Origin of the sequence: Mycobacterium kyogaense (genome assembly GCF_036946525.1) — a bacterium.
Classification (GTDB): Bacteria; Actinomycetota; Actinomycetes; order Mycobacteriales; family Mycobacteriaceae; genus Mycobacterium; species Mycobacterium kyogaense_A.
Map to the genome: position 1 here is coordinate 190,287 of NZ_JAQIIY010000003.1, position 20,396 is coordinate 210,682.

Annotated in this window: 20 protein-coding genes; 13 read left to right on the forward strand and 7 right to left on the reverse strand. The window is 59.9% G+C overall.

The window, feature by feature from the left end; translation table 11 throughout:
• Nucleotides 1–30: 30 nt before the first annotated feature.
• Nucleotides 31–1,776, forward strand: coding sequence for a phospholipase D-like domain-containing protein (locus PGN37_RS01145; RefSeq protein WP_335329175.1), 1,746 nt, complete (start codon nucleotides 31–33; stop codon nucleotides 1,774–1,776).
• A 282-nt stretch (nucleotides 1,777–2,058) separates the two neighbouring features.
• Entirely contained in the window at nucleotides 2,059–2,610 is a 552-nt protein-coding gene (locus PGN37_RS01150; RefSeq protein ID WP_335329176.1) for a hypothetical protein, read from the forward strand.
• 6 nt (nucleotides 2,611–2,616) lie between these two features.
• On the opposite strand, the gene PGN37_RS01155 is transcribed toward PGN37_RS01150, so the two are convergent.
• Nucleotides 2,617–3,057 (reverse strand): hypothetical protein, encoded by a 441-nt coding sequence (locus tag PGN37_RS01155; protein WP_335329177.1) that lies wholly within the window; start codon nucleotides 3,055–3,057, stop codon nucleotides 2,617–2,619.
• Nucleotides 3,058–3,249: 192 nt separating this feature from the next.
• Between PGN37_RS01155 and PGN37_RS01160 the strand changes: the two genes are divergently transcribed.
• The 9 genes from PGN37_RS01160 (at nucleotide 3,250) to PGN37_RS01200 (ending at nucleotide 9,490) form a co-directional block, all read left to right on the forward strand.
• Nucleotides 3,250–3,387, forward strand: coding sequence for a hypothetical protein (locus PGN37_RS01160; RefSeq protein WP_335329178.1), 138 nt, complete (start codon nucleotides 3,250–3,252; stop codon nucleotides 3,385–3,387).
• A gap of 5 nt (nucleotides 3,388–3,392) precedes the next feature.
• Complete coding sequence (locus tag PGN37_RS01165; protein WP_335329179.1) at nucleotides 3,393–3,680, forward strand: WXG100 family type VII secretion target; 288 nt, start codon at nucleotides 3,393–3,395, stop codon at nucleotides 3,678–3,680.
• Between the two features lie 15 nt (nucleotides 3,681–3,695).
• On the forward strand, nucleotides 3,696–5,039 hold the full coding sequence (locus tag PGN37_RS01170) for a putative toxin (protein WP_335329180.1): 1,344 nt from the start codon (nucleotides 3,696–3,698) through the stop codon (nucleotides 5,037–5,039).
• 30 nt (nucleotides 5,040–5,069) lie between these two features.
• Nucleotides 5,070–5,912 carry a HEAT repeat domain-containing protein gene (locus tag PGN37_RS01175; RefSeq protein ID WP_335329181.1) on the forward strand — a complete coding sequence of 281 codons (843 nt, stop codon included), beginning with the start codon at nucleotides 5,070–5,072 and terminating at the stop codon, nucleotides 5,910–5,912.
• Nucleotides 5,909–6,358 carry a YbaB/EbfC family nucleoid-associated protein gene (locus tag PGN37_RS01180; RefSeq protein WP_335329182.1) on the forward strand — a complete coding sequence of 150 codons (450 nt, stop codon included), beginning with the start codon at nucleotides 5,909–5,911 and terminating at the stop codon, nucleotides 6,356–6,358. Before PGN37_RS01175 ends, PGN37_RS01180 begins: the two co-directional genes overlap by 4 nt.
• A gap of 165 nt (nucleotides 6,359–6,523) precedes the next feature.
• Nucleotides 6,524–6,787: a hypothetical protein gene (locus tag PGN37_RS01185; RefSeq protein WP_335329183.1), complete on the forward strand. Its 264-nt coding sequence runs from the start codon at nucleotides 6,524–6,526 to the stop codon at nucleotides 6,785–6,787.
• 169 nt (nucleotides 6,788–6,956) lie between these two features.
• The gene (locus tag PGN37_RS01190; protein WP_335329184.1) at nucleotides 6,957–7,286 is read left to right on the forward strand and encodes a hypothetical protein; all 330 of its coding nucleotides are present in this window, start codon (nucleotides 6,957–6,959) and stop codon (nucleotides 7,284–7,286) included.
• Nucleotides 7,287–7,295: 9 nt separating this feature from the next.
• Entirely contained in the window at nucleotides 7,296–8,939 is a 1,644-nt protein-coding gene (locus tag PGN37_RS01195) for an alpha/beta hydrolase (RefSeq protein WP_335329185.1), read from the forward strand.
• Nucleotides 8,940–9,037: 98 nt separating this feature from the next.
• Nucleotides 9,038–9,490, forward strand: coding sequence for an LppA family lipoprotein (locus tag PGN37_RS01200; RefSeq protein WP_335329186.1), 453 nt, complete (start codon nucleotides 9,038–9,040; stop codon nucleotides 9,488–9,490).
• Between the two features lie 284 nt (nucleotides 9,491–9,774).
• On the opposite strand, the gene PGN37_RS01205 is transcribed toward PGN37_RS01200, so the two are convergent.
• Nucleotides 9,775–10,407 (reverse strand): hypothetical protein, encoded by a 633-nt coding sequence (locus tag PGN37_RS01205; protein ID WP_335329187.1) that lies wholly within the window; start codon nucleotides 10,405–10,407, stop codon nucleotides 9,775–9,777.
• Between the two features lie 869 nt (nucleotides 10,408–11,276).
• Between PGN37_RS01205 and PGN37_RS01210 the strand changes: the two genes are divergently transcribed.
• Nucleotides 11,277–11,786 carry a DinB family protein gene (locus tag PGN37_RS01210; RefSeq protein ID WP_335329188.1) on the forward strand — a complete coding sequence of 170 codons (510 nt, stop codon included), beginning with the start codon at nucleotides 11,277–11,279 and terminating at the stop codon, nucleotides 11,784–11,786.
• Between the two features lie 1,156 nt (nucleotides 11,787–12,942).
• Here PGN37_RS01210 and PGN37_RS01215 read toward each other — a convergent pair.
• From PGN37_RS01215 to PGN37_RS01235, 5 genes are all read right to left on the reverse strand, one after another.
• Nucleotides 12,943–13,170, reverse strand: a complete 228-nt coding sequence (locus PGN37_RS01215; RefSeq protein ID WP_335329189.1) for a hypothetical protein — start codon at nucleotides 13,168–13,170, stop codon at nucleotides 12,943–12,945.
• Between the two features lie 98 nt (nucleotides 13,171–13,268).
• Nucleotides 13,269–14,558 carry an MFS transporter gene (locus PGN37_RS01220; RefSeq protein WP_335329190.1) on the reverse strand — a complete coding sequence of 430 codons (1,290 nt, stop codon included), beginning with the start codon at nucleotides 14,556–14,558 and terminating at the stop codon, nucleotides 13,269–13,271.
• A 68-nt stretch (nucleotides 14,559–14,626) separates the two neighbouring features.
• Complete coding sequence (locus PGN37_RS01225; protein WP_335329191.1) at nucleotides 14,627–15,598, reverse strand: hypothetical protein; 972 nt, start codon at nucleotides 15,596–15,598, stop codon at nucleotides 14,627–14,629.
• Nucleotides 15,595–16,869: a YcaO-like family protein gene (locus PGN37_RS01230; RefSeq protein ID WP_335329192.1), complete on the reverse strand. Its 1,275-nt coding sequence runs from the start codon at nucleotides 16,867–16,869 to the stop codon at nucleotides 15,595–15,597. The genes PGN37_RS01225 and PGN37_RS01230 overlap by 4 nt, the downstream gene beginning before the upstream one ends.
• Nucleotides 16,870–16,891: 22 nt before the next feature.
• Entirely contained in the window at nucleotides 16,892–17,029 is a 138-nt protein-coding gene (locus PGN37_RS01235) for a hypothetical protein (RefSeq protein ID WP_335329193.1), read from the reverse strand.
• A 2,157-nt stretch (nucleotides 17,030–19,186) separates the two neighbouring features.
• Between PGN37_RS01235 and PGN37_RS01240 the strand changes: the two genes are divergently transcribed.
• Complete coding sequence (locus tag PGN37_RS01240; protein WP_335329194.1) at nucleotides 19,187–20,203, forward strand: PAS domain-containing protein; 1,017 nt, start codon at nucleotides 19,187–19,189, stop codon at nucleotides 20,201–20,203.
• Nucleotides 20,204–20,396: the final 193 nt, after the last annotated feature.

Sequence of the window (20,396 nt, forward strand, 5' to 3'; positions counted from 1 at the left end):
GAATTGCAGGAAGACTTAAGGGGACTGATCATGGCAGAAGTGACGGTGGCAAACGAGGTAGCGGGCTTCCGTGTGCGGCTCTGGCGCGGGGAGTCCATGTGTCTTCTCGGCTTTGACGTCGATGACCCCGAGCCTGACTTCGTCGGATTCGCCGTCCAATACCGCGAGCCGGGCCAGACGGTGTTCAAAAATCTTCGCAATCGACTGGCCTTCGACGCGAAGGATTATGTGGATGGAAATCGCAACTTCGAGACGACAAAAGCTCCATTGCAGACCTTCCGTTGGGTTCACTTCCCGTGGGAGCCGCGCGCCGGCACGTACACGTACCGTGTCACCAAGATGCATATGCCGAGCGACGGTTTGCTCCGGAAGGGCTTGATGATCGAGCTGCCGATCGATCTGAACCCGGTCACGATCGACAACTTCGTGGACATTGGCTTCGCACGAAATTTCGCTTCCTCGCAAGCGTTTGGAAGCAAGTGCAAGGATCTCGGCATCAATGATCCCAACGAGATCCTCCCCAACAAGCCCGAGGAAGGGCTCGGGTTTGCCGAGCAGAGATCGAAGATTGCGGCGAATCCGAAGGGGGATATCTACAAGTGGCTGGGATTCGAGGCGTACCGGCTGCTATTTGGATTCCTCGACTGGGCCATCGCCGATACTTCGGTCACAGTCGACGCGATGGCCTACGACCTCAACGAGGCCGAAATCGTCGCGCGCCTAGAACAACTGGGACCCCGTTTGCGAATGATCATCGACGATTCAAAGGGGCACGGCGGTCGCGTCACCGCCGAGTCTCGGGCCGCCCGGCTTCTTCGAAAATCTACCGGAAGCCAGGACGCGATCCATCGCGGCCATTTCCGGAATCTGCAGCACAACAAGATTCTGATCGCCAAACGCAATGGTGTCCCGATCCGCGTGCTCGGCGGGTCCACGAACTTTTCATATCGCGGTCTCTACATTCAGGCCAACAATATGTACGTGTTCAACGATGGCGGCATCGCTGCGAAGTTCTCCGAGATGTTTGACCTCGCGTTCGACAGCATGGACGACTTCACCGGCGAGGAACTCTCCAAAAAGTGGCACGAGGAGGATCCTGCCGGCCAAAAGCCCGTTCGCCTCTGCTTTTCACCCCATACGCATCCAGACCTTGCCTTAAGTCCAGTCGGTGGGGCGATCGACCAAGCGACGTCGTCGGTGTTCTACTCCTTCGCATTTATGAGTCAAACGAAAACTGGTGACGTGCGTGAGGCGCTTGACCGCCTCATACCCAAACCGCTATTCAGCTACGGCGTGGTCAACACCCGGGGTGGAATGAAAATACAGAAGCCTAGCGGCGAGACCGGCCTCGTCGACTTTGCGTACCTCGCCGACCACGCGCCGGAACCGTTCAAGTCCGAGTGGTCGGGAGGCAAGGGCATCAACATTCACCACAAGTTCGTTGTCGTCGACTTCGACAAACCCGGTGCCAAGGTGTTCACCGGATCGAGCAACTTCTCTCCCTCGGGCGAAAACAATAATGGCGACCACATGGTGGTTATTGAGGATCAGCGGATCGCCACCGCCTACGCGATCGAAGCGTTGCGCGTGTTCGATCACCTGAACTTTCGTAACCGCATGAAGGACGCGGTGGACCCGAAGAAACCTATTGACCCGCTCGTTCTGCTTAAACCAGTGGCGTTCGCACCGAAAATGCAGAAAGAGCCCTGGTTTGCGAAGTACTACGAACCCGGCAGTCAACGCGAACGTGATCGACTCACCTTCGCGCGTCCGTAACGGCTCCGCGTAGCGCGGTTCGGATATGAGGCTGCGCATCGCGGGCTGTTGGCAGGTTGTTCCAGGGGCAAGTCGCTTCTATGCGACGGGACCTGCTTCCGGCTCCCGTTCCTACTGGGGCGAATGCCGGTAAGAGCTTGGGCTGACTCGTGCAGCGATAGAGGGTCGCGATGCTCATCTCAACGCCAGCACATTTCCCGCGCCTGGGTACTGCGATGGGGCGTGTGGGTGGGCAGCACCGAAGCTTGCAAGTGCCAGTCGCACGACCGTTACGGTTGGCCGGTGACCAATCCGACCGGCCCGTGGCCAGATGAATATCGCCCGCGGTTCGACGAAAATCAACCCGTTCGAAAACGCGGTCGACGCGGGCTATGGGTGATCGTCGGCGCTATTCTGATCACGACAATCGCCGCAGCCGCCGTCTTCGTCCTGGTTGATGCCGACCGGGCTCGCGATTATGTTAAGTCAACCTCCCCTGGTACCGCCGAGCGACAAGTCTCAGGTGATCGTGATGACTGGACCGCGTCGGTGTGTCAGGAAGGTTCGGTTACAGCACCGTCGAGCGCAAACTTCCGATTCCCGAACGCCACTACCGTTGCGTATTGCTCGGCGAAAGCTGTGAGTCCGGGAAGTGTCCCAACTTCGATCATGATTGCGCAGTGGCCGGCCAGTGTTGCTGTGGGCGAGGAACTCTCGAAGTTCCCTGAATTTCGTCAGTTCGCCGCGGGTCCCGGCGGAGGTGAGGCTGTCGTCTTCGCGCCAGTGACCAGTGCGGATCGGTCCCTGCTGGAGCCGCTGACCGCGTTCGGCTTCACGATCGTTTCTCTGTCCTGAGCCGGATCAGCCTTCGGTGCCTGGCGGCGTCGGCCATAGTCGGTGCTCGTCGGTGGCCGCGGTGAGAGCATCGGTGGTGACGGTGATGCCGTCGGAGTTGTGGCTGTACGGCACGAGGATGTCGATCGCCGGGCCGTCTCGGTGCTCGAGACGCACATTGATGGCGTCCCCAGCGAACGGCTCTCGCACGGTGACGTCGAGGACGGTGGCGCGAGCACGGAGGTCGGCAGCGTCCTGGTCGCTTTGTAGCGCGGCAATTGCGGTTTCGAGGTTAGGTGCAGGTGTTGCCAGGCTGCGCATGCCACGGTCGCCGGTAGTGCTGATGACAAGCATGAACGGTGCTAAATTTTGGTGCGAAAGCCCCCGTATGGCCACTTGTATGCTGTCGGCAAGGAGCTGATCAAGGTCGGCTTGGGCTGTTTCAGTCGTTGTGGCGCGCCAGTCCATGCCTGCCTCGATGTCGTGGGGGTGTGCTGGTGGACAACAGTTTACGGGTCAATCCTGCGGCGCTAGTCGACGGTGCACAGCAGTTCCGTCAGACGCATGAGGGGCTGCGGGACGTGTTGACCAAGATCAATAGCGGCCACTACGCGCTGCACGGGAAGTGGACCGGGGGGAGCGGCGGCGAAGGGTGCCAGCATGTGGGCAGAGCTTCACGACGCGCTCGGCGCGCACGTCGACCAGCTAGCGGAAACCGCGGACAAGCTGCATAGCGCTGCCGGCCAGTACCGCGGCCAGGATGGCGGCTCTGGCGCCGACATCGACCGGCAGATGTAGGCCACATGCCGACCTTTCGCTACGACCTACCGGAAATGACCGACTTCGTCGACCTCCTGGACCGATCCATCGAGGAAGCGACGACGCACCTGCAGACTGCGCGCTCGACGGTTTCGACAGTCCTGGAAGAATATTCGGGCGCGGCGGCGACAGCCTTCACCGCGGACCATGACCGATGGCAAGCGCAGGCCGAAGAGCATCTGAGCGCGCTGCGGCAGTACCGGGCCTACGTCTCGACCGCTCGCGACAACTACGCCGAAGCGCTTCGTGCGAACGTTGAAATGTTCGGCTAGGCAGGGCGATTCGCAGTGGCAAAGGTGACGCCAGAGCAGTACTACCAGGTGGCGCAGAAACTGTGCGACGCCTCGAAGTCGATAGAAACGAAACTGCGGGGCCTTGACGACGGTCTCGATGTCGGACAGTCAGCCGGTACCTACTCCACCGGCGGCCCGGCATGGGCGTCGAGTTTCGATCAGTCCGCGTCCGACGTGTTCGAGGTGGGGTCGACAACCGCCATCGCGGCACGCGAGCTGGGCTATCAAGTCCACCAGGCCGGACTTAACTGGGCGCACGCCGAGAACGAATCTCAGGGAGGCGGCGATCAGCCCACATCAGCAATACCACAGGGCGCATCACTCGGTACCAACCTGCATCCTAAGAGCCATGTGGTGGGCGGCACCCACGAAAAGCCCGACCACTGGGACCTGGTTGCGGAGCATGTCACCACAGAGTGGGCCGATTGCCAGGAGGGCAAAATCGGCACTGCGGGAACCGCATTCGCCAACTTCGGCCGTGACCGGAAGACCGATGCGCAAACCCTGTGGTCGGACGTCACTGGCGTGTTTCCACGGGATGCACAGGACCAGAGCCCGGAAGTCAGCGGCATCGTCACTGAAGTAGGTAACGTCTGCCAGGCCCTCAACGACACCGGCGACGCGGCCACGGCATTGGGTGCCTCGTGCGCTGAGGTCCACCGCGTCGCGGACATTGATAAGAGCACGGGCCGTACGTCACTGACCATCCTCAACGCGATACTCATCTCCTACGAAATCGACAAGGCTGCCACGTACGCATTGCCCTATGGCAAGCTGCTGCGCGAACAGATCGATCAGATGATTGAGGCCAATAAGGTCGCGTTCGCGCGCGGCATGGACGCGCTGATGAATGGCATCAACGGCACCGTCGAAACCGCAGCGAAGTCCAATACCGGTATTTACGCGCTCGCGACCGGAAGTACGCAGCTGTTGTCGTCGATACTGAACCGCACTCCGCGCCAAACGAATCCGGTCCGAAACCGAGATGGAACGCAGAACAAGCGGGCGGGAGACGAAGGAGAGCGTCGGGCGGGAATACCGGAGGGTGCTCCCAAGCAAGAAGTCACTGTCACGGTGGACGGCAGACAGGTAACCGTCGTGCCCGACCAGATCGACCGCATCAACGAAAATGTGGTCGAGGTCAAAAACACCAACGAGATTCGCCCGTACACCGATCAAATCCGAGCAGAGGCGCAGTACGCCAAGGACCAGGGTTACACGATGACGCTCGTCGTGGACCACCGCACTCAGATCAACGATCCCCAGATCCAACAGATGATCGACTCCGGCCAAATTCAGCTGGTGCGCAAGGAACTTGATGACAACAATGACTTCTAACGATACTCCTCGCTCGGCAGGATTGACGGCATGAACGAGCCGCGACGACCGTCAAACGACGACCGCATCTCCCAGTTGCGTCAGGCGATTGGTGCTATCGAGTCCACGAGCGCCGATATGGTTCGTCGACCGCGGCAGGATAGCGACGCAACGTCGCCGACTGCACAGTCGAATGCCGGACGGCAAGCTTTTCCCGTCATCACCTACCCCGACATGCCAGAGGGCGATGATTGGATTCATCGGGTTCCGGCGCGCTATCACGATGGCGAGCGTGGCTTTGATCGGCGGATCATGGAAGATCTTGCCGCAGTGGGGGTTCCCTGCTACACGCTCAGCGACCTCCAGAAGGTTCGTACCATCCCGCAGGGCATCCCGATCTTCCTAGACTGGCTCACCCATCTCGAGGCCCGCATACCGGGGCCGGAGACTCGGCATCGGGCAATTATCCGGGGCGACCTCATCCGGAACCTCAACGATCCGGCCGCGAAGGGCAACCGCGACGTTATCGAGGCGTTGCTCGGACAGCTACGGCACCAGCCTCCTCTCGACAGCGAGACGCTCGACTTCGCCGTGCGCGCCTTAACGAGACTCGCGTCGAAAAAGGACTTTGCGCTGATCGCTGGACTGCTGGACGAGTTGCCGCCGGCGGTTCCCAAGGGGCCGCTCATCGAGTACATGGGCAAGGTCAAAACGCCGGAAGCGCGTGAGATCGCGCTGCGCTACCTGGACACCGAGTGGACGTACTTTGCGCTGAAGGCGCTGATTGCAATGAAGGCTGAGGGGGTGCGAGACCGTATTGAGCCCCACATGAAAGACGCCAACTCAATGGTCCGCCGGTACGCCCGCCAGGCAATGGAGAAGCTTCCGGCATGAGCGCTGATGACTTCGACATTGAGAGCGTCCGCGGTCAAGCTGCCCTGCTCGCGCAGACCCGCGCTGCGATTGAGGGTATTGGCGCGGTGGTCGCGTCATCGCCTGACGATCTCGTGCGTGTATGGGTCACGGCGTCCGGCAGCGTGGTAGATGTCGAACTCGATGAAGGGACGCGGCGCCTCGACCGAGATGAACTGGGCCGACTGATCACGGCAACCGCGCAAAAGGCCGCCCATAATGCGACAGCGAGGGTGCTGGCGGCCGTCTCTGAACTCGAACAGCACCGCTCGCGTGTCCTACAGCAACTGAAGGAGGTCGATCCCGACATTGTCGCGGCCCTTGGCGAGGCCTCGGCTGCCACACGCTTGTCCGCGCCACCGCTCGATGACGATCCGTTCAGCTTCTATCAGCCCCCGCACGACGCAGCTGACATCGAAAAATGGTGACGGTCGGGCCCCTGTGAGCAGTACGGGTCGGCGGTTGCGAAGCCCGTCGATACCAGAGTGCGACGTAAGCACGAAGTGGTACGCGATAGCCGAATCCGCGGGGATCTTGAAACTCGTCAGCTTGGGGCGGCGCTGTATGTCGGTGCCACGCCCGATCATTCACGCATGGACCTATTCGACATTCTGAAAGAACTGCTCAGCCTTATCCTCTGGGGCGCGATCATCATTGCGGCATTAGTCGGCGGAACCGCAGCGTGGAGGCATGCCCCGTATCAGAGCCGGACGATGTACGCCGCCGCAGCGGTGCTCGGGGTTGTCTTTGCCGTCATCCTCGTTCGGTCGGCGATATTGCCAATCGGAGCGCCCAACTTCCAACCTAGTAGTCCGCTCGAAAGCCCTGGTTATCAGACCAATCCGTACGGCCGGTAGCGGCTGGACAGCGGCATGGTCATGAGCGTTGTGGTTGAGGAGCGCTCAGCCAGCGAGACCTGTGCGTGAAGTTTCGGTACACAACCCCCTAGCCGAATTGCCGTCATCGACCCCTACCGCTTGCCAGTATTCTGGGCATCGACAGGTTTGCTGCGCAGAAGGAGGGACTGTGCCTGCCCGCGTTCAGGTAGTGCCAGAAGATCTTCACGTCTCTGCCGCCACCGTCGATACACACGCCGACGCTGTCAAAGCGCGCCACTTCGCCGCCGACGCGAGGATCGAAGGAGCCCAGAAGGGGGTGCCAGCGGCGTCAGTTGCCGCCTTATCTGGTGCGGTCACGAAATGGCAGGCTGACACCACTGCAATCTTCGGTCAAATGGTGGACCACGCGCACGGTCTGCGCACCGGAGCCGCAGCATATGTCGAGGCTGACCATTCGGGTGCGACCCAGGTGCAGCGCGCCGATCAGCAGATCAGCGATGTCGACCTGGGACTCTAAAGGCTTGCGGTGACGGTTTCGGCTGCTGATATCGACCGCTGGGACCCGGGCGACGTTCGCGAGGTGTTCCACGCGACACGCAGCCGAGCTGAAGCGGCCGCGGAAGCAGCCAACGGCATTGCCCAGCTGCCGGCCTTCGGCTCTTGGGGCGGTGATGCGGCCGAGGCCGCCCGAGCCGCGGTCGGTAAGACGCGAAAAGACCTGGATGCCCACGGAAATGAGGCCTTGGCGGTTGCGCGAGCCGCAGACAAAGCCGCCGACGAGATCGAGGCGGTCAAGAACAAGCTGGCCAACCTGCGGGAGCGAGCGCACCAGCTCGGCATGGAACTCGACTCGGTCTCGAATACGTTTGTGCCAGCGGCAGGTTCGCAGTTGGACACCGCCGACGTGGCCCTGGCTGAAGCCGAGCTGCAACCGCAGCTGACGGCGCTACTAGCTGAAGCCGCATCCATCGACGACGAGCTGGCCGCCGCCATCAACATGGCCACTGGCAAGACGCCGATTCCGCAGTCGGGGCCGCCAGTAGGACCCGATGGCCTCACGCCGACCCAAGTCGCGAGCGATGCGAATGAGGCTCGGCTCGAGCAGGAGCGCGCCACGACGCAGACGAGGGTCGATCAGCTGCAACGTCAGTTCGACGAACTTGCACGCAAGGCCTACATGACGGGCGACCACAGTGCGGAAACGATGGGCAGGCTGGATGAATTTGGGAACGAACTCAAGGGGGCGAAGAGCTACCTCGGTGATCTCAACTCGGTCCACGGCGCACTCGGCAAAGCGCCCGAAACTTATCTGACCGTGTTCGACCCGCGCACCGGCAGCGGCAAGCAGGTGCTGGCTGCTGTTGCGGTCGGGAACCCTGACACCGCCAAGAATGTATCGGTGACGGTTCCCGGCATCGGGTCGACGACCAAAGACACGCTTCCAGGCATGGTTTCGGAGGCGCAGAATTTGCAACTCGAGGCTGAGCGTCAGATGCGGGCGGCCGGTGTCTCTGGGTCAGCGTCGACAGTTGCGTGGATGGGCTATGACCCGCCGGCCAATCCGCTCAACACCATGAGCCCCGCCGATGCTGTGGCGACGATGGGGGATGGGCAGGCCAAGCTCGGCGCCGACAGCCTGTCTCAGTATCTCGAGCAGGTGCACGCCAACAATCCCAATGGTCACCTGACCCTGCTCGGGCATTCGTATGGTTCGCTCACGTCCTCCCTGGCACTACAGGAATTGAACGCTGATGGAGTACACGCCGTGGATGACGTCGTCTTCTACGGTTCGCCGGGTCTCGAACTGACAAGCCCTGATCAATTGGGTCTAGGCGCGGGGCACGCGTACGTCATGCGCGGCGCCGACGATCTCATCGCGGGCCCGGTGGCGGAGGCGGCACCGCTCCATGGGTGGGGCGTGAATCCCTACAACGGCATGTTCCCTGAACTGTCAGCGGCAGCCGGGGCCGATCCAGGTGGCGTCGTGAGGGAGGGCGTCAACGCGCACGCCGACTACGCGCGTCTTGGTAGTGATCAACAACTTCGAATGTCGGGTTACAACTTAGCTGCGGTGCTTGCTGGCCTGCCAGACAATATGAAACTTGCACCGCCGCCACCTCCGCCGATCACACCGCCACTGCCGCCGCTCATTCCGGGAATGCCAAGGTGATGATGATGAGTCTCACGAAAATCGTTGCGACTGCGCTGCTTTGCGCTGCTGTAGCAGGGTGCCAGTCGTCGTCCAGTCCATCGGAAACGGAGACAACCGTGACCACCACCAATCGAGAACAGCTCGAAATGCAACTCCGTGCAAAGCCATCGCTCGAAGCGGCGCAGGCGCAGTATCAGTCGCAGGTGGAATCCATGTCCGCCAAGGTCGCATCGCTAGTACCTGGTCTGACATGGCAAATCGAGAAGAATACCTGGATCGGGTGCGGGGGCGACTACGCCAACACCCCGGCTAAGCAGGCGTATGTGATGGCCGTCTTCAGTGGGCCAATTCCCGATTCTATTTGGCCGCAGACACTGAAGATCGTGAGAGACAGCGTGGCTCAGCAGGGTGTACGCGAGTTCGGCACCTTCCAGGACGCACCGGGCAACCACGATGTCTATATCGCTGGCGCAGACGGCGTCGAGTTCCGACTCGCCACACAAAAGGCCGCGACGTTGACAGCGAAGTCAGATTGCCGACTCAGCGAGGCGGACAAGGGTTCCAGCTGATAGGTGCGGAAGACCCAAACGCAGGCTGTCCGTCAGTGCGTAGATGTGATGTGGTGCCTGGGCGAAGTCAGAGCCAAGGAAGGGTTTGGCGGGGTCCGAAGATTGACTTGTCCGAGACGAAATAGTCTGTGTAACCATTCGGCCCGAAAATGGCGCCATCTTTTATAAAGTGATTCGAATAACCGCTGTGAAGGTATACATATCCGCCGCGAATAAAGCAGTTCGCGTATCCTGCTGCACTGAAGATGTAACCGTTGCCATCGATGAAAAAGCCGGTATACATCTCAGGCGACATTCCTGATGGATTCCAATAGCGAGATGAACGCCGCGGCTTCGCTTGTTAGCCAAGCGTCGAAGCCCCTGCGTCGACGCGTCGCTTTATGTAGCTTGCCGCGCCGAACGTCGAGCACCGCAGGCGTAAGTCTGGAGTCCTGATGTGTCGTCTCGATAAGGCGGATTGCGGCTTGGATGCCGTCACGTGAGGGCACAGGACCCTTGAGGTAGGGCCACACCAGATAGCTGTCTTTCCGATCGTGCCAGATGAACTGAGGCGATACCCTCACCTCGAGACCGACGTTGTGCCATTCGCGCGGCTGTGAAAACACCTCCAGCCGCTTACCGCGCCGCCACCCCATCCAGCCCGCGGCGAGCGCCTCGTAGTGATCGCGTCGCTTGGGGTTACATGCGGTCACGGCCTGGCGGACCCTGACGTCGTCGTTGCCGTTCGCAATGCCTTCTCCAATCGCCTTCCGGAACTGGCGGTAAAAATCATGGCTCGGCTCGTAGTCGCCAAATTCGTTGGCAATTACATTCTGTACGGCAATGATTCGGCCACTCGACATCGCTGATGCAAACTCGACGAAGCCTCCAAGGCTGATGCTGGGCGGACGGGAAATTGGCTTTGGATTCTCTGCCACGCTGCTCCTCGGACCTGTAAGTCACGGCGGGTGCCGTATCAACGAACCAAGGTCGGGCAATCGGCGCGCTTACCGTTGCCCCCAGCAAGTGCCGGTGTTACCGTCAGGGCCTGCCGGCCAAGAGGCCAAGAGGTTCCAGACCAAGGACTCGGAGTCCAGATGGACATCCGGTCCGGACTCTCTTGAATTGTAGATCTTGGGTCGGACACCGCACGGTACGTCGCACCGGTATCGATTACGGGGCATCATGAGGCTGACGTCCATTTGTTGCACAACGCACTGCGAATCAGTCCGAGAATGCGCAGCTCAGTGTGTATATTGATGATCCGCGGGAGTCTAGGTATCCGTGGATAGAGTTTGCCGAAATGAGCAATCGTCGGCGTTACGCGGCACGGCGGATTGTTTGTGGATTACGCTTGGCTGAACGGCGGCAGTTCTCGGAGCGCGATCGCAGTGTCTGAGTCGATCAGAACGGGAGTGTCTTCGTCGCGGCGTCGAGCTGGATGACGAATTCTCGGCAACGCCCGCAGGGAGCCATGAACGCGCCATGGCGGGTCACCGCTACCGTTCGGACGATGTCGCTCTGAACTGCTGCAGTAAGCATCGCAGCCGCAGCTAAATGCTCAGCGCAAAAACCCAGTGACGACGCAGTGTCCACGCAGACACTAACGAACACGCGGCCCTCAGCCGTCTCAATGGCCGCGCCGACAGTGCGGCACACAGCTGACTCAGTGAGCTGACGCGGGGCTACGGCCCACGCCGCGGCGAGCAGGGGTTCGAAACCACTCATCGCTTGAGGAGATGCACCGACTAACGCAGTGCCACCCAAACCCCATCCACACGCCAACAAGGGAGAAGGATCAAACACTATGTCCGACAATGACATACGAGACGGCGCCGAACGATTGGTTATCGAGCGCATGCTCGACCACAACCGCGAAGCACTTATCGAAACTGTCCGCGGCCTTCCCGAAGCCCAGGCCCGAATCCGACTGGTTGCATCGCTGACGACGCCAATCTCGTTGATCAAGCATGCCGCTGGTGCAGAGAGGATTTGGTTTCAGCGATTCTGGGCGGGACTGGAGGAATCTGAGTGCGATGGGTACTCGCGCCGCGACGAAGGTACTTTCTCCGTCACCGACGACGAGTCGCTGGAAGACGTCATCGCCGAGTTCCAACGAGCCAGCCAGAAGTCACGGGAGATTGCGGCGGGCTTCAACCTGGACGACACCAAAGACAACCCGAGGGAGGGGGCCGTCAGCATGCGGTGGACGCTACTGGCCATGATCCAAGAATTCGCCCGGCACGCCGGTCATGGAGACATCTTGCGCGAGCAGATCGACCGGCCCACCCTGCGCAACCCACGGGCAGAGGGTTAAGACACCAACCAAGACACCAACCTTGCGCCTGCGACAGGAAGCGATTGACCTCAAAGACCTAGTGCGTGGGGCGCTTGGTTCGGGCGCGTCGAGAATGTTTCGAACTATGGCGTCGTTGCCTTCGGTGTCGATGATGGCGCGGACGTGATCTAGTTTGAGCATGCCCACTGCTAGCCCAAGGGTTAGGCGGGCATCGGTGCTGACGATGGCGTCGAGTTACTGGCCAGCTGTCGTGGGGCGTCACTTCGGCCGCTGTTTGCGGGGCGTGGATTTGGATTACTTCTCCGCCAACGGCTATCCGCGGTAGTCGCGGGCCATTTGGCAGGCACTCGCCTCGCGAAGCGGCCAGGGAGAACGATGAGTAGCGATTCGGGCGGAACCGATCACCTTCGGTTCCGCGAATCGATAGTAATGCCGACCATCGGATGAGGTCCTCGATCGGCCCCCGAAGTTCTGCGCCGCATTGAATGACGGCGCACACCATGCGCACCTCGTCGCCGGCGCGGTGTTCGATGGAAACGACAAATGCCACAATGATTTAATGGCGGACAGAATCGGAAGCGGGGACCTCATCCTGCGGCCTTGGTCGCCTGGCGATGAGCGCCATATGGTTGCTCTTATCGAGGATGATGCGAGCGACCCCCTATGGGTCGAGCAGTTCCACTCGCTGCATGGCCCATGCGAACCCCTGCCAAGGTGGAAACAGACGATCATCGCCACCAATGGCAGCGGCCTTGTGGTCGGAGCGGCAACAATCGCCGCGAGTGCACTGCACGGGACCCGATTTCCGTGCGCGATAGAGGTCGTGCCCTCGGAGCGGCGGCGCGGCGTCGGCACGAAGCTTTTAAACGCTGTTCGAGGCGCGCGTCCCTACCCAAGAAACCTCTCCAGTAAAGCCAGAAGTTTGGACGCAGCAGCGATTGGCTTCGTACGTCACGCTGGAGGACGTGTCTATCAGCGGTGCTCGAGAGTCGTTGTAAACCCTCGTGATGCGGGTGTTCAGCAGTGGGTTACATCAATGCCCTATGCCCGGGAAGCGACGACAAGCATGGACCACCTGGATAGATCGTTGATCGCAGACGCGTTCGCAAAATGCTATCGGTGGGTGCATCAGTCATGGTCGCCAGTGACCGACAGCAGCGAGCTAACAGATGCCTCAATGGCGGAGGCTGCAGCTCTCGATCCTGTCGTTAGCACCGCAACCTGGGATGGAAGTCGTTTGGCGGCAGCCGTATTCGCCTTTCCCGTAGATCGCGGCTTTGAGGTGGTCGCGGAGACGGTAGTCGAAGACGAACTTGAGGGTGCTCGACTGCTCTCGTTGGCGCTTGCCCGGGTCTTTCGCATTGCTTCGAGGCGCGGAGCGCTGCTTGAGTTCGACGGGCATGTTACGGACCCTCACCTGCAGCCAGTGCTCGCTGCGCTGCCCCACCATGCGAGCGATGAACTTGCACTCGTTGAGATCCCCTGACCACGACGGAACGACTAACAGGTGGCGCTGCGCGGTCGCAGCACAATAATCGTCAGGACCAGTATCAGCGCGCCGAGTATCAGCGCCGGTGAAGGAGTTCTGTTAGCGCCAAGAACGAGGCCAGCCCAGATTCCTGCAAGCCCACCCGCCGCAGCGAACGAGTGTCCCCAGCTCATTACTTGGACGAACAAATCGCCGCGATAATTCTCCTGACGAGCGGTGACCTGGGTTACGTTCACGCCGGTCATGAGAAAGCTGGCCACCGTCGCATAGGAAAGAAAGCCGACAAATATCGCGGTGGGGTTAGTCCCAATCACTGTCGAGGATGCGGCCGTCGCAGCGACCACCATCAGTGCACCTGTTGCGGCGCTGCCAACGTACAGCACGGTCGGTGCAGATACCCAGGACCGCAGTCTGCGCGCCAGAACAGGGCCGGCCAAGGCGCCAACACCGACGCAAACAGCCGCCGCCGCAAAGAATGCGCCCTTGTTCTGGACTAATGACGCACACCATTGAGCGAAGTAGACGCCGCTCAGTCCAGTCGCCAGTGGTACAGCAGCAGAAAATATCGGCGAACCTGCTCCGCGGAGTTGTATCAGGTCGCGTAGGCGGAGTGGCGCAGAGCTGGATCGTTCTTCCACTTCTTCCGGCAGCTCAGTCTCAGAATCTCCGACAATCGCTTCGCGGGACTGCATGCGGGTAAAGCGGCGCCCGAGGCTCACACTGCGATAGCGGGCGGCGATGGCACACGCTGATGCCACTGCATTGATGAAGAGGACCGCAAGGACAGAGACACCAGCCAACAAGCTGCCCAGCGGACCGCTGGCGAACTGCGACACGGCTGGCATCGCTGCATAGAGGATGGTATTGAAGCGCGCGGCGGATCCTGGATCAAGAGCCTCGATCTCTGCACCGTAGAACTCTTCGGCAAGATCAATGAACAGCGGAAGAAACGATGTCGCCACCGTGTAGCAGCACAAGACCACGATTATGGAAGCCCCACCGAGAACTGCAATGAGCAGCACCGCGAGCACGGTGAGGATGAGGTCCAAAAGTTCGCAGAAGACTAAAATATGACCTGCGTCGTATCGCTTTAGTACCTTTGCGACCGGCGCACTGCACATGTCTTGCAAGTTCTCTAGTGTCGCCATAACCGGTAGCCAAATGAGTGGTAGCAGCGACAGGGATACCAACACCGGAGTCGCGCCACCCACGATTGTTGTGCCAAAGTACGACAATAGAAGACCGACGAGCATCCAGGTCCGCGCCACCCGCAGAACACGCCTGCCGCCGACTTGCGCCATAGCTCCCACAATGAGGCTCCTTCTTGGAATTTCGGGAATTGGGCGTCGTCCTGCGGGTGCGAAGCGCGTTACGCGACGAGGCTGAGTTGACGTTGTCCAGCCTCCGTCAAGTCGAACGGCTGTATCCGAATGCTGTCCAGCCAACTGACCAATTGGTGGCGTTCGGCGCCAATACCGGCGCAGTCGGGATTGTTTCGCAGTTGGTTGGAGAGGTAAGCGGCGCGGAAGCATATGCGCCGAAACTGATCGAGATCGCCTTCCAGCCTGTCTCTTTCCCACACCGCGCATGACTGCACAGTGAGGTGGGAGTAGACATAGAATGCGTCGTAGGTGCGAACCGCAGACCAATGTGTGACTGAGCCGTCCTTCTCATGACGCCACGGAATCGCGATCGGCTTATCATCCTCGTTATCGTCCTCGGATTCTCCTGCCTTCAGATTCGGCATTCCTCGTTCGATCCACACCGTTTTCGAATGGAGTGCTTCATGGAAGATGGATTCGGCGAGGACTTTTGGAGTAGCGAATGCCGCTGGGCCAAAGAGCACAAGCCCTGGATACTCCATCCAGGTTTCGCCGATCATGTCAGTGCGGTCAGTCAGAACGAAAAGATGTAAGTACTCAAATGCGTCGGCAGCAAGAGATGGGATGGTCTCGTCGAGCAACGCGAGAGCTTGATCAAGGACTACTTCCTGCGCTTCGTCCAGTTCGATGATCGTTCGAGGCGACAGCCGACCGTTGATCACTTCACACAGCTCTCGGTCAGCTTCTGATGGTCCGGGCCGTCGCTTCGCGGTGTGAGGCGTTCGACGGAGCGCAAGAGCAGCGTCCCACTCGAAAGATGTTGGGGATTGGAGGTTTCCATCCCCATCCGACATCGATGCTGCATTGTGTATCAGGGGGTGGACGTCTGCAGCTCTCACGTTGGTCTCTGGAACATTTGCAGACGTGAACCATGGCATCGCCGCGGAGCGGATCTCGTTTGCTTCTCCCCAGCGTCCAGAGAGCAAAGCACCCTCGCGAGCGCGAATGTCAGTGTTCATGGTTGTCCTTTCATGTGATTTACTACTTCGCCGCGGCGAGGCCCGCGACAAGCTTCGAGGGTTTCGGCGGTACGCAAGCGGCCGACGGGCTCCACGTCGAGTCCTAGTCGAACGAGATGAAACTTTTCTGCACCGACGACGACAACTTGCGCGACGGTAGGGCTGGCGTCGCCAGCTGGACCAGGTTTCTTGAACAGGACACGCCTGGCAACGGGAAAGCCCCTATCGCCCAGAGCTTTTGCTGCGGTGGCGTAGTCACCGACTTGTTTAGAGCCGTTGGCGACGTACGCTGTCGGCTGCGAATAGGGCGGTAGTTCGGCCAGGAAGTACGCGCGGCTGAGGAATGGGTGACAGCGAACAGTGTCAGAGTCCTCGACATCGTCCTCGTCCTCAGATAGGGCGCCAGCTTCAAACTCTTCTTCTACTGCGCATTCTTGTTCGTACTCCAGCAGTGCACGCTCAACGGCGTAGGCGGGGCTTCCTGAGCTGCCTAGCCCGACTAGCCGACGCCCGTGATAATCAAACCGGTCGCTGCATGCCATACAGACTGCGCCTATCAAGCACGGCAGCGCTCGCAGTTCGACTACGGATCTCGTCGATGCTTCCACACGCATTTTGAGATCTGCCAACTCGTGGTCCGATACCTGCAGTTGGGTACCCACTGGCCGATAGTGGCAGGCTGCAATTAGGAACTCGCTGAACGCATCTCGTTCGACGACTTCGTTCAGTGCGTGAAGCGTAGCGTCACTTGCGGTCATGCCCGCTGCATATCCGTTCGAACTCCAGTACCGCGCAGTCTGTGCCAACACCTCGTCGTGTGACCATTCACTCCTTTCCTCGCAGAGCGAGGAGGGTAGCCATATTGGTAGCGCTGTTCGAGTATTGATCAGTTCGAAGAGCGACCCCTCAGCGGCCGTCAGTCGGTCCACGACGAGAGACCCAAGCCAGTCCGGCCGAATGGCGCCCTGTAAGTACATTTGAGAAGTTGGGATCACTGGGGTGTCGACAGGCCGAGTGACGATCCCCATTGATACGGCATGTTCCAGCAATTCGAACAGTGCGCTTGCGAGGCTCTGCATGCCTATGCCCTTGCCATGGCTGCGAACCGTGATTCCCGCGGGAGTCGAGAGTGTCGCCCACGTTTGGTTCGGGTATCTCGCCGAACTGACTCCGTAGTCCAAGGACCCCGTGGAGCGAAGGACACGCTGGACCTCTTCGAGCGCGACCGTTGTATCGACCGATCGCTCAAGCGAGGCCAGCGTGCCCTTCATGATCCGTTGTTGCCCTTAGCCGCTATGCTTTGGCGGTGCTCGCCATTGCTGACTGAGCGAGCGGCACAAGGAAATCCGCCTCGTAGTCCTTTCCGCCGGGTTCTGCCAGCGTCACGACGTTGACGGGACGGACCACTCGTTCGGTTCTGGTTGTTCCCATTGATATTCCTTTCTTCGGGTTTCCATTACTTCCCGGTCGTCCGGCCCAAAAATCGGGCTTCCAGCGACCGAGCTCAAATCCACGCCTACCTCCGGATAGCCTCTAGGCGCGGATGTTTGACGGCAATAGCAGGAGAATCGGCTGCCTCACTGAATCCGTCAGTTGGAAGGACCATGCCAATTACCACGCGGTTGATGACCGACTAGGTAATGCTCTGCCGTCCTAGGCGATCGGGTTTACGCAAATCCGTGCGAGTTAGTGGATCTGGCTGCGTCGATGACTTCTCGTTTTAGCAGGACGATTTGTACAGTACGCCGGTATTGGTCCGGCACAAGGTTGTTGCACAGAACATGATCGATCAATATCCCGCATTCGCTCTGAAAGAATCGCCAGACCGCATAGACCGACCCACGAGAGTTGCGATGGGCGACGGGCGAACACCCTATTCGCTTGACGCATCAAGCCCAAGGACGATTAGGTGTGGACCAGAATGTTTGCGAAATGCAGACGCAGGCCGTGTGTCTCGCGCCTCGTTCACGACTTGAGGCCAAGAACGAGCGAGTTTTAAGACGCTTGTTGATGGCGACTGGCCGCGAGCGCTTCGGCGATCAGAGCCCAATTTGCACCGTTCCGCTGTGCCAGATCAATTGCCCGGTCGCGGGTGTGCTCGGGCATAGACTGGAGAACTTTGAGGCCATCCTGCATGTCAATGGAGTGGCTGAATAACCAACGTAGGCAATCGCGGCCGGCTGCGCTCAACCGGAGCGCAGGATCGCGTGCTAACGCCGCTAGCAGTAGTGCAACATCCGACGGTTCGTTATTCAGACTTGAGGGTGAGTGATGGGGTGTGGTTGCGGTACTCGCCGGCGCCGTTCCACTGCTGGCTGGGGATTTGTTCGCCATACTCGCGGGAAGCGGGCTGAGCCCCTGCTGTAGTCGTTCGCGGACGTCGCGAACAGTGCCGGGTGACAGTCCCACGGCACGTGCAACGTTCCGCAACGACGCCTCTGGATTGGCGTTTAAGTAGCGAGCGGCTTGTGCGCGCTTCTCGGCGGTGTGCAAAGGCCTTTGGCGACCATCTCGGCCGACTCGAGTGTTCAACTGCTGCTCGTCTTCAGTTGAACGGCGCAAGTTGCTTACCGCCTTCGCGGAGAGACCGGTTTCGAAGGCTATAGCCCGATCAGATAGTGCGCTGTGAGATGTTAAAAAGCGCTTGGCCGCGGACCGGCGATCAGCAATAGATAGCGGTAGGCCGTGCCTTGCGTTGACTCTCACCGCTAGCGCAAACGCCTCTTCATTAGCGCAGTCCACCAAACATGCCTCTATGGCTTTCATTCCCTTGAGCTTCGCGGCCTCAAGTCGGTGGCGGCCGTCGATGACACGGAGACTGGGGCCGTGAACCAGGATCGGCTCCACCGGCCAATCTGCGTCGGCTAATCGTTGGACATGAGATCTGTCCAGACCATTGCATCTCGGCGAAAGTCCCTCTGCGCGAAGACTGATGAGAGTGACTTTGCGGACTACTAGACCTGTCTCACGAATGCCCTCCGGGGTTGGTCCCCGCATGGCTGGATCATGAGGGTCAGAGGTGTTCATTGGAAAGAACATTCGGGTTGGGATCCAAGTCGGCTGCGGTACGACGGCGGCACCTGAAATGCCTCGATCATGGTCAGCGGTGTCTGCAGACGGGCGATCAGCTTGAGCCACAAAGTACCCCCCGTGCTAAGCAACTGTTGCCAGACCATTCGTTCGCGCAGCGTTGGCGACCCGTTGATCTAACTTGTCAGTCAACGCAAGCGGATACACACGAATTGCGTCGCACCTTCGGCGTACAGAAGCCGAAGTGCCTAGATCATATGAACACAGCTTTCGGATCGCAACAGCTTTGTACCGAAGCGCAACTTCTTGGGTTGTCAACGTAGGTGGAATTCGCGGAGGTCGCCTCGTCGGCTTTGTATAGACCACCTGGTCTCAACCATCTCATTGGGAGCTATCTGGCAAGCGGCAGCGTTCCGCCGACGTGCAACTTCGCTATTGCCAAGGCAAGTGGAACTCGCGGAGGGTCGCCTCGCCAGCTTTGTATAGACCACCTGGTACTAACCAGCGTGGCAAGGATTTTGTGGGAAACAGCAACCATTCTGCGGGTTAGCCTTGGCTATGACGCGTGATTGGCTACTTGTCGAGATGCTCGGTAACCGGCCAGAGGTGGTTGCGCAAGGCCGTGAAGTCCGCAGATTCGTTCCGTTGCAGGCATTTCTACGACGCAACCCGAGGCGTGAGAGAGTTACGGCAGCCGTTCAAGCTGCATTCCACGTCAAAGAGGCTGCACGCGTGCGTGTGTCCGACGATAGGCCGTGGGCAATCATTACTCATCCGGTCTGTATGAGTGACGGTCGTGTACACGGAATTCAGGTGTGGACGGGGCCAGCCCAAATCGAACCTCCCGAGCGTCCACGTATTGGGGCAATCAAGTGGAACCTCACGACCGGGGCGGCCTTCGACACGTCAGCGGCGCTGCTCAACAGTGGGATGGATGCGGATCGTGAGCCGACGGATTGGCGGACTTTCGCAGACGATCTGGCGAGTAGCGAGCTGCACGACATTGATGCTGCCGCTTTGGCACTCACGGTGCGCACCGCACCCGGACGAACGTTCTGCAGTACTTGGGACGGTCGGGATTACCAAAATCGGCCGATCCGCGTCAGCTTCTGCGCCCGTACAAATCTAGAGTCCTGTGGTGAAGGGGCGCCGCATTTGATCTCGCGGGCGATGAACTGGCGGGCGACACCAGTGCCGGCGCCGTCATCGCGGTTGAACCTAACCCGGCAGATTTTGCATGGTACGAAGCAGGACGGTGTTCACCGAGCTCTCGTCGATCTGGACCGGGGGCGGCTTCTAAAGTGGATCGACGACCCTTGCCCGCATTTCGACTGGCGGGGTGTGATCAGCGACCGACCTCTCGTTCATCCCGAAGATGCCCATCAATTGACCTCGCTTGCAACGCGACTCGCCACTCAATCGACAGACGCAGTCCTACGGTTGCGCACCGTTACCGGTTGGACGCCTATGCATATTCGTGCCTTCAGGATTGAACTCGATACGGGTGTATACGCCGCCGTGGTATCCATGCGGCTTGATGCGGAATCAAATCGTGCGGTCGACTATCACTTTTAGACGGTTACGTCGGGTGCTGTTGCGTGCTCCACTAGCCAGCGAGTCGCCTCGCCCCTGGAGAGGTGCGACAGTCAGCTCGAAACCCCAGCCGTCGGAGCGGTGCCTATTCGTCGGGCTTCCGGCGGCCAGATCGTCTGTGCCGACGGCGCCGTGTATTCACCTACGGGTCAGTGGCTTAGACAGCTCTCTCCAT

What these genes read in the sequence shown, in the direction of transcription:
- PGN37_RS01145 (WP_335329175.1), top strand. Translation starts at nt 31, where the DNA reads ATGGCAGAAGTGACGGTGGCAAACGAGGTAGCGGGCTTCCGTGTGCGG.
- PGN37_RS01155 (WP_335329177.1), bottom strand. Translation starts at nt 3,057, where the DNA reads ATGGACTGGCGCGCCACAACGACTGAAACAGCCCAAGCCGACCTTGAT.
- PGN37_RS01160 (WP_335329178.1), top strand. Translation starts at nt 3,250, where the DNA reads ATGTGGGCAGAGCTTCACGACGCGCTCGGCGCGCACGTCGACCAGCTA.
- PGN37_RS01165 (WP_335329179.1), top strand. Translation starts at nt 3,393, where the DNA reads ATGCCGACCTTTCGCTACGACCTACCGGAAATGACCGACTTCGTCGAC.
- PGN37_RS01175 (WP_335329181.1), top strand. Translation starts at nt 5,070, where the DNA reads ATGAACGAGCCGCGACGACCGTCAAACGACGACCGCATCTCCCAGTTG.
- PGN37_RS01180 (WP_335329182.1), top strand. Translation starts at nt 5,909, where the DNA reads ATGAGCGCTGATGACTTCGACATTGAGAGCGTCCGCGGTCAAGCTGCC.
- PGN37_RS01185 (WP_335329183.1), top strand. Translation starts at nt 6,524, where the DNA reads ATGGACCTATTCGACATTCTGAAAGAACTGCTCAGCCTTATCCTCTGG.
- PGN37_RS01210 (WP_335329188.1), top strand. Translation starts at nt 11,277, where the DNA reads ATGTCCGACAATGACATACGAGACGGCGCCGAACGATTGGTTATCGAG.
- PGN37_RS01215 (WP_335329189.1), bottom strand. Translation starts at nt 13,170, where the DNA reads ATGCCCGTCGAACTCAAGCAGCGCTCCGCGCCTCGAAGCAATGCGAAA.
- PGN37_RS01220 (WP_335329190.1), bottom strand. Translation starts at nt 14,558, where the DNA reads ATGGCGCAAGTCGGCGGCAGGCGTGTTCTGCGGGTGGCGCGGACCTGG.
- PGN37_RS01225 (WP_335329191.1), bottom strand. Translation starts at nt 15,598, where the DNA reads ATGAACACTGACATTCGCGCTCGCGAGGGTGCTTTGCTCTCTGGACGC.
- PGN37_RS01230 (WP_335329192.1), bottom strand. Translation starts at nt 16,869, where the DNA reads ATGAAGGGCACGCTGGCCTCGCTTGAGCGATCGGTCGATACAACGGTC.
- PGN37_RS01235 (WP_335329193.1), bottom strand. Translation starts at nt 17,029, where the DNA reads ATGGGAACAACCAGAACCGAACGAGTGGTCCGTCCCGTCAACGTCGTG.
- PGN37_RS01240 (WP_335329194.1), top strand. Translation starts at nt 19,187, where the DNA reads ATGACGCGTGATTGGCTACTTGTCGAGATGCTCGGTAACCGGCCAGAG.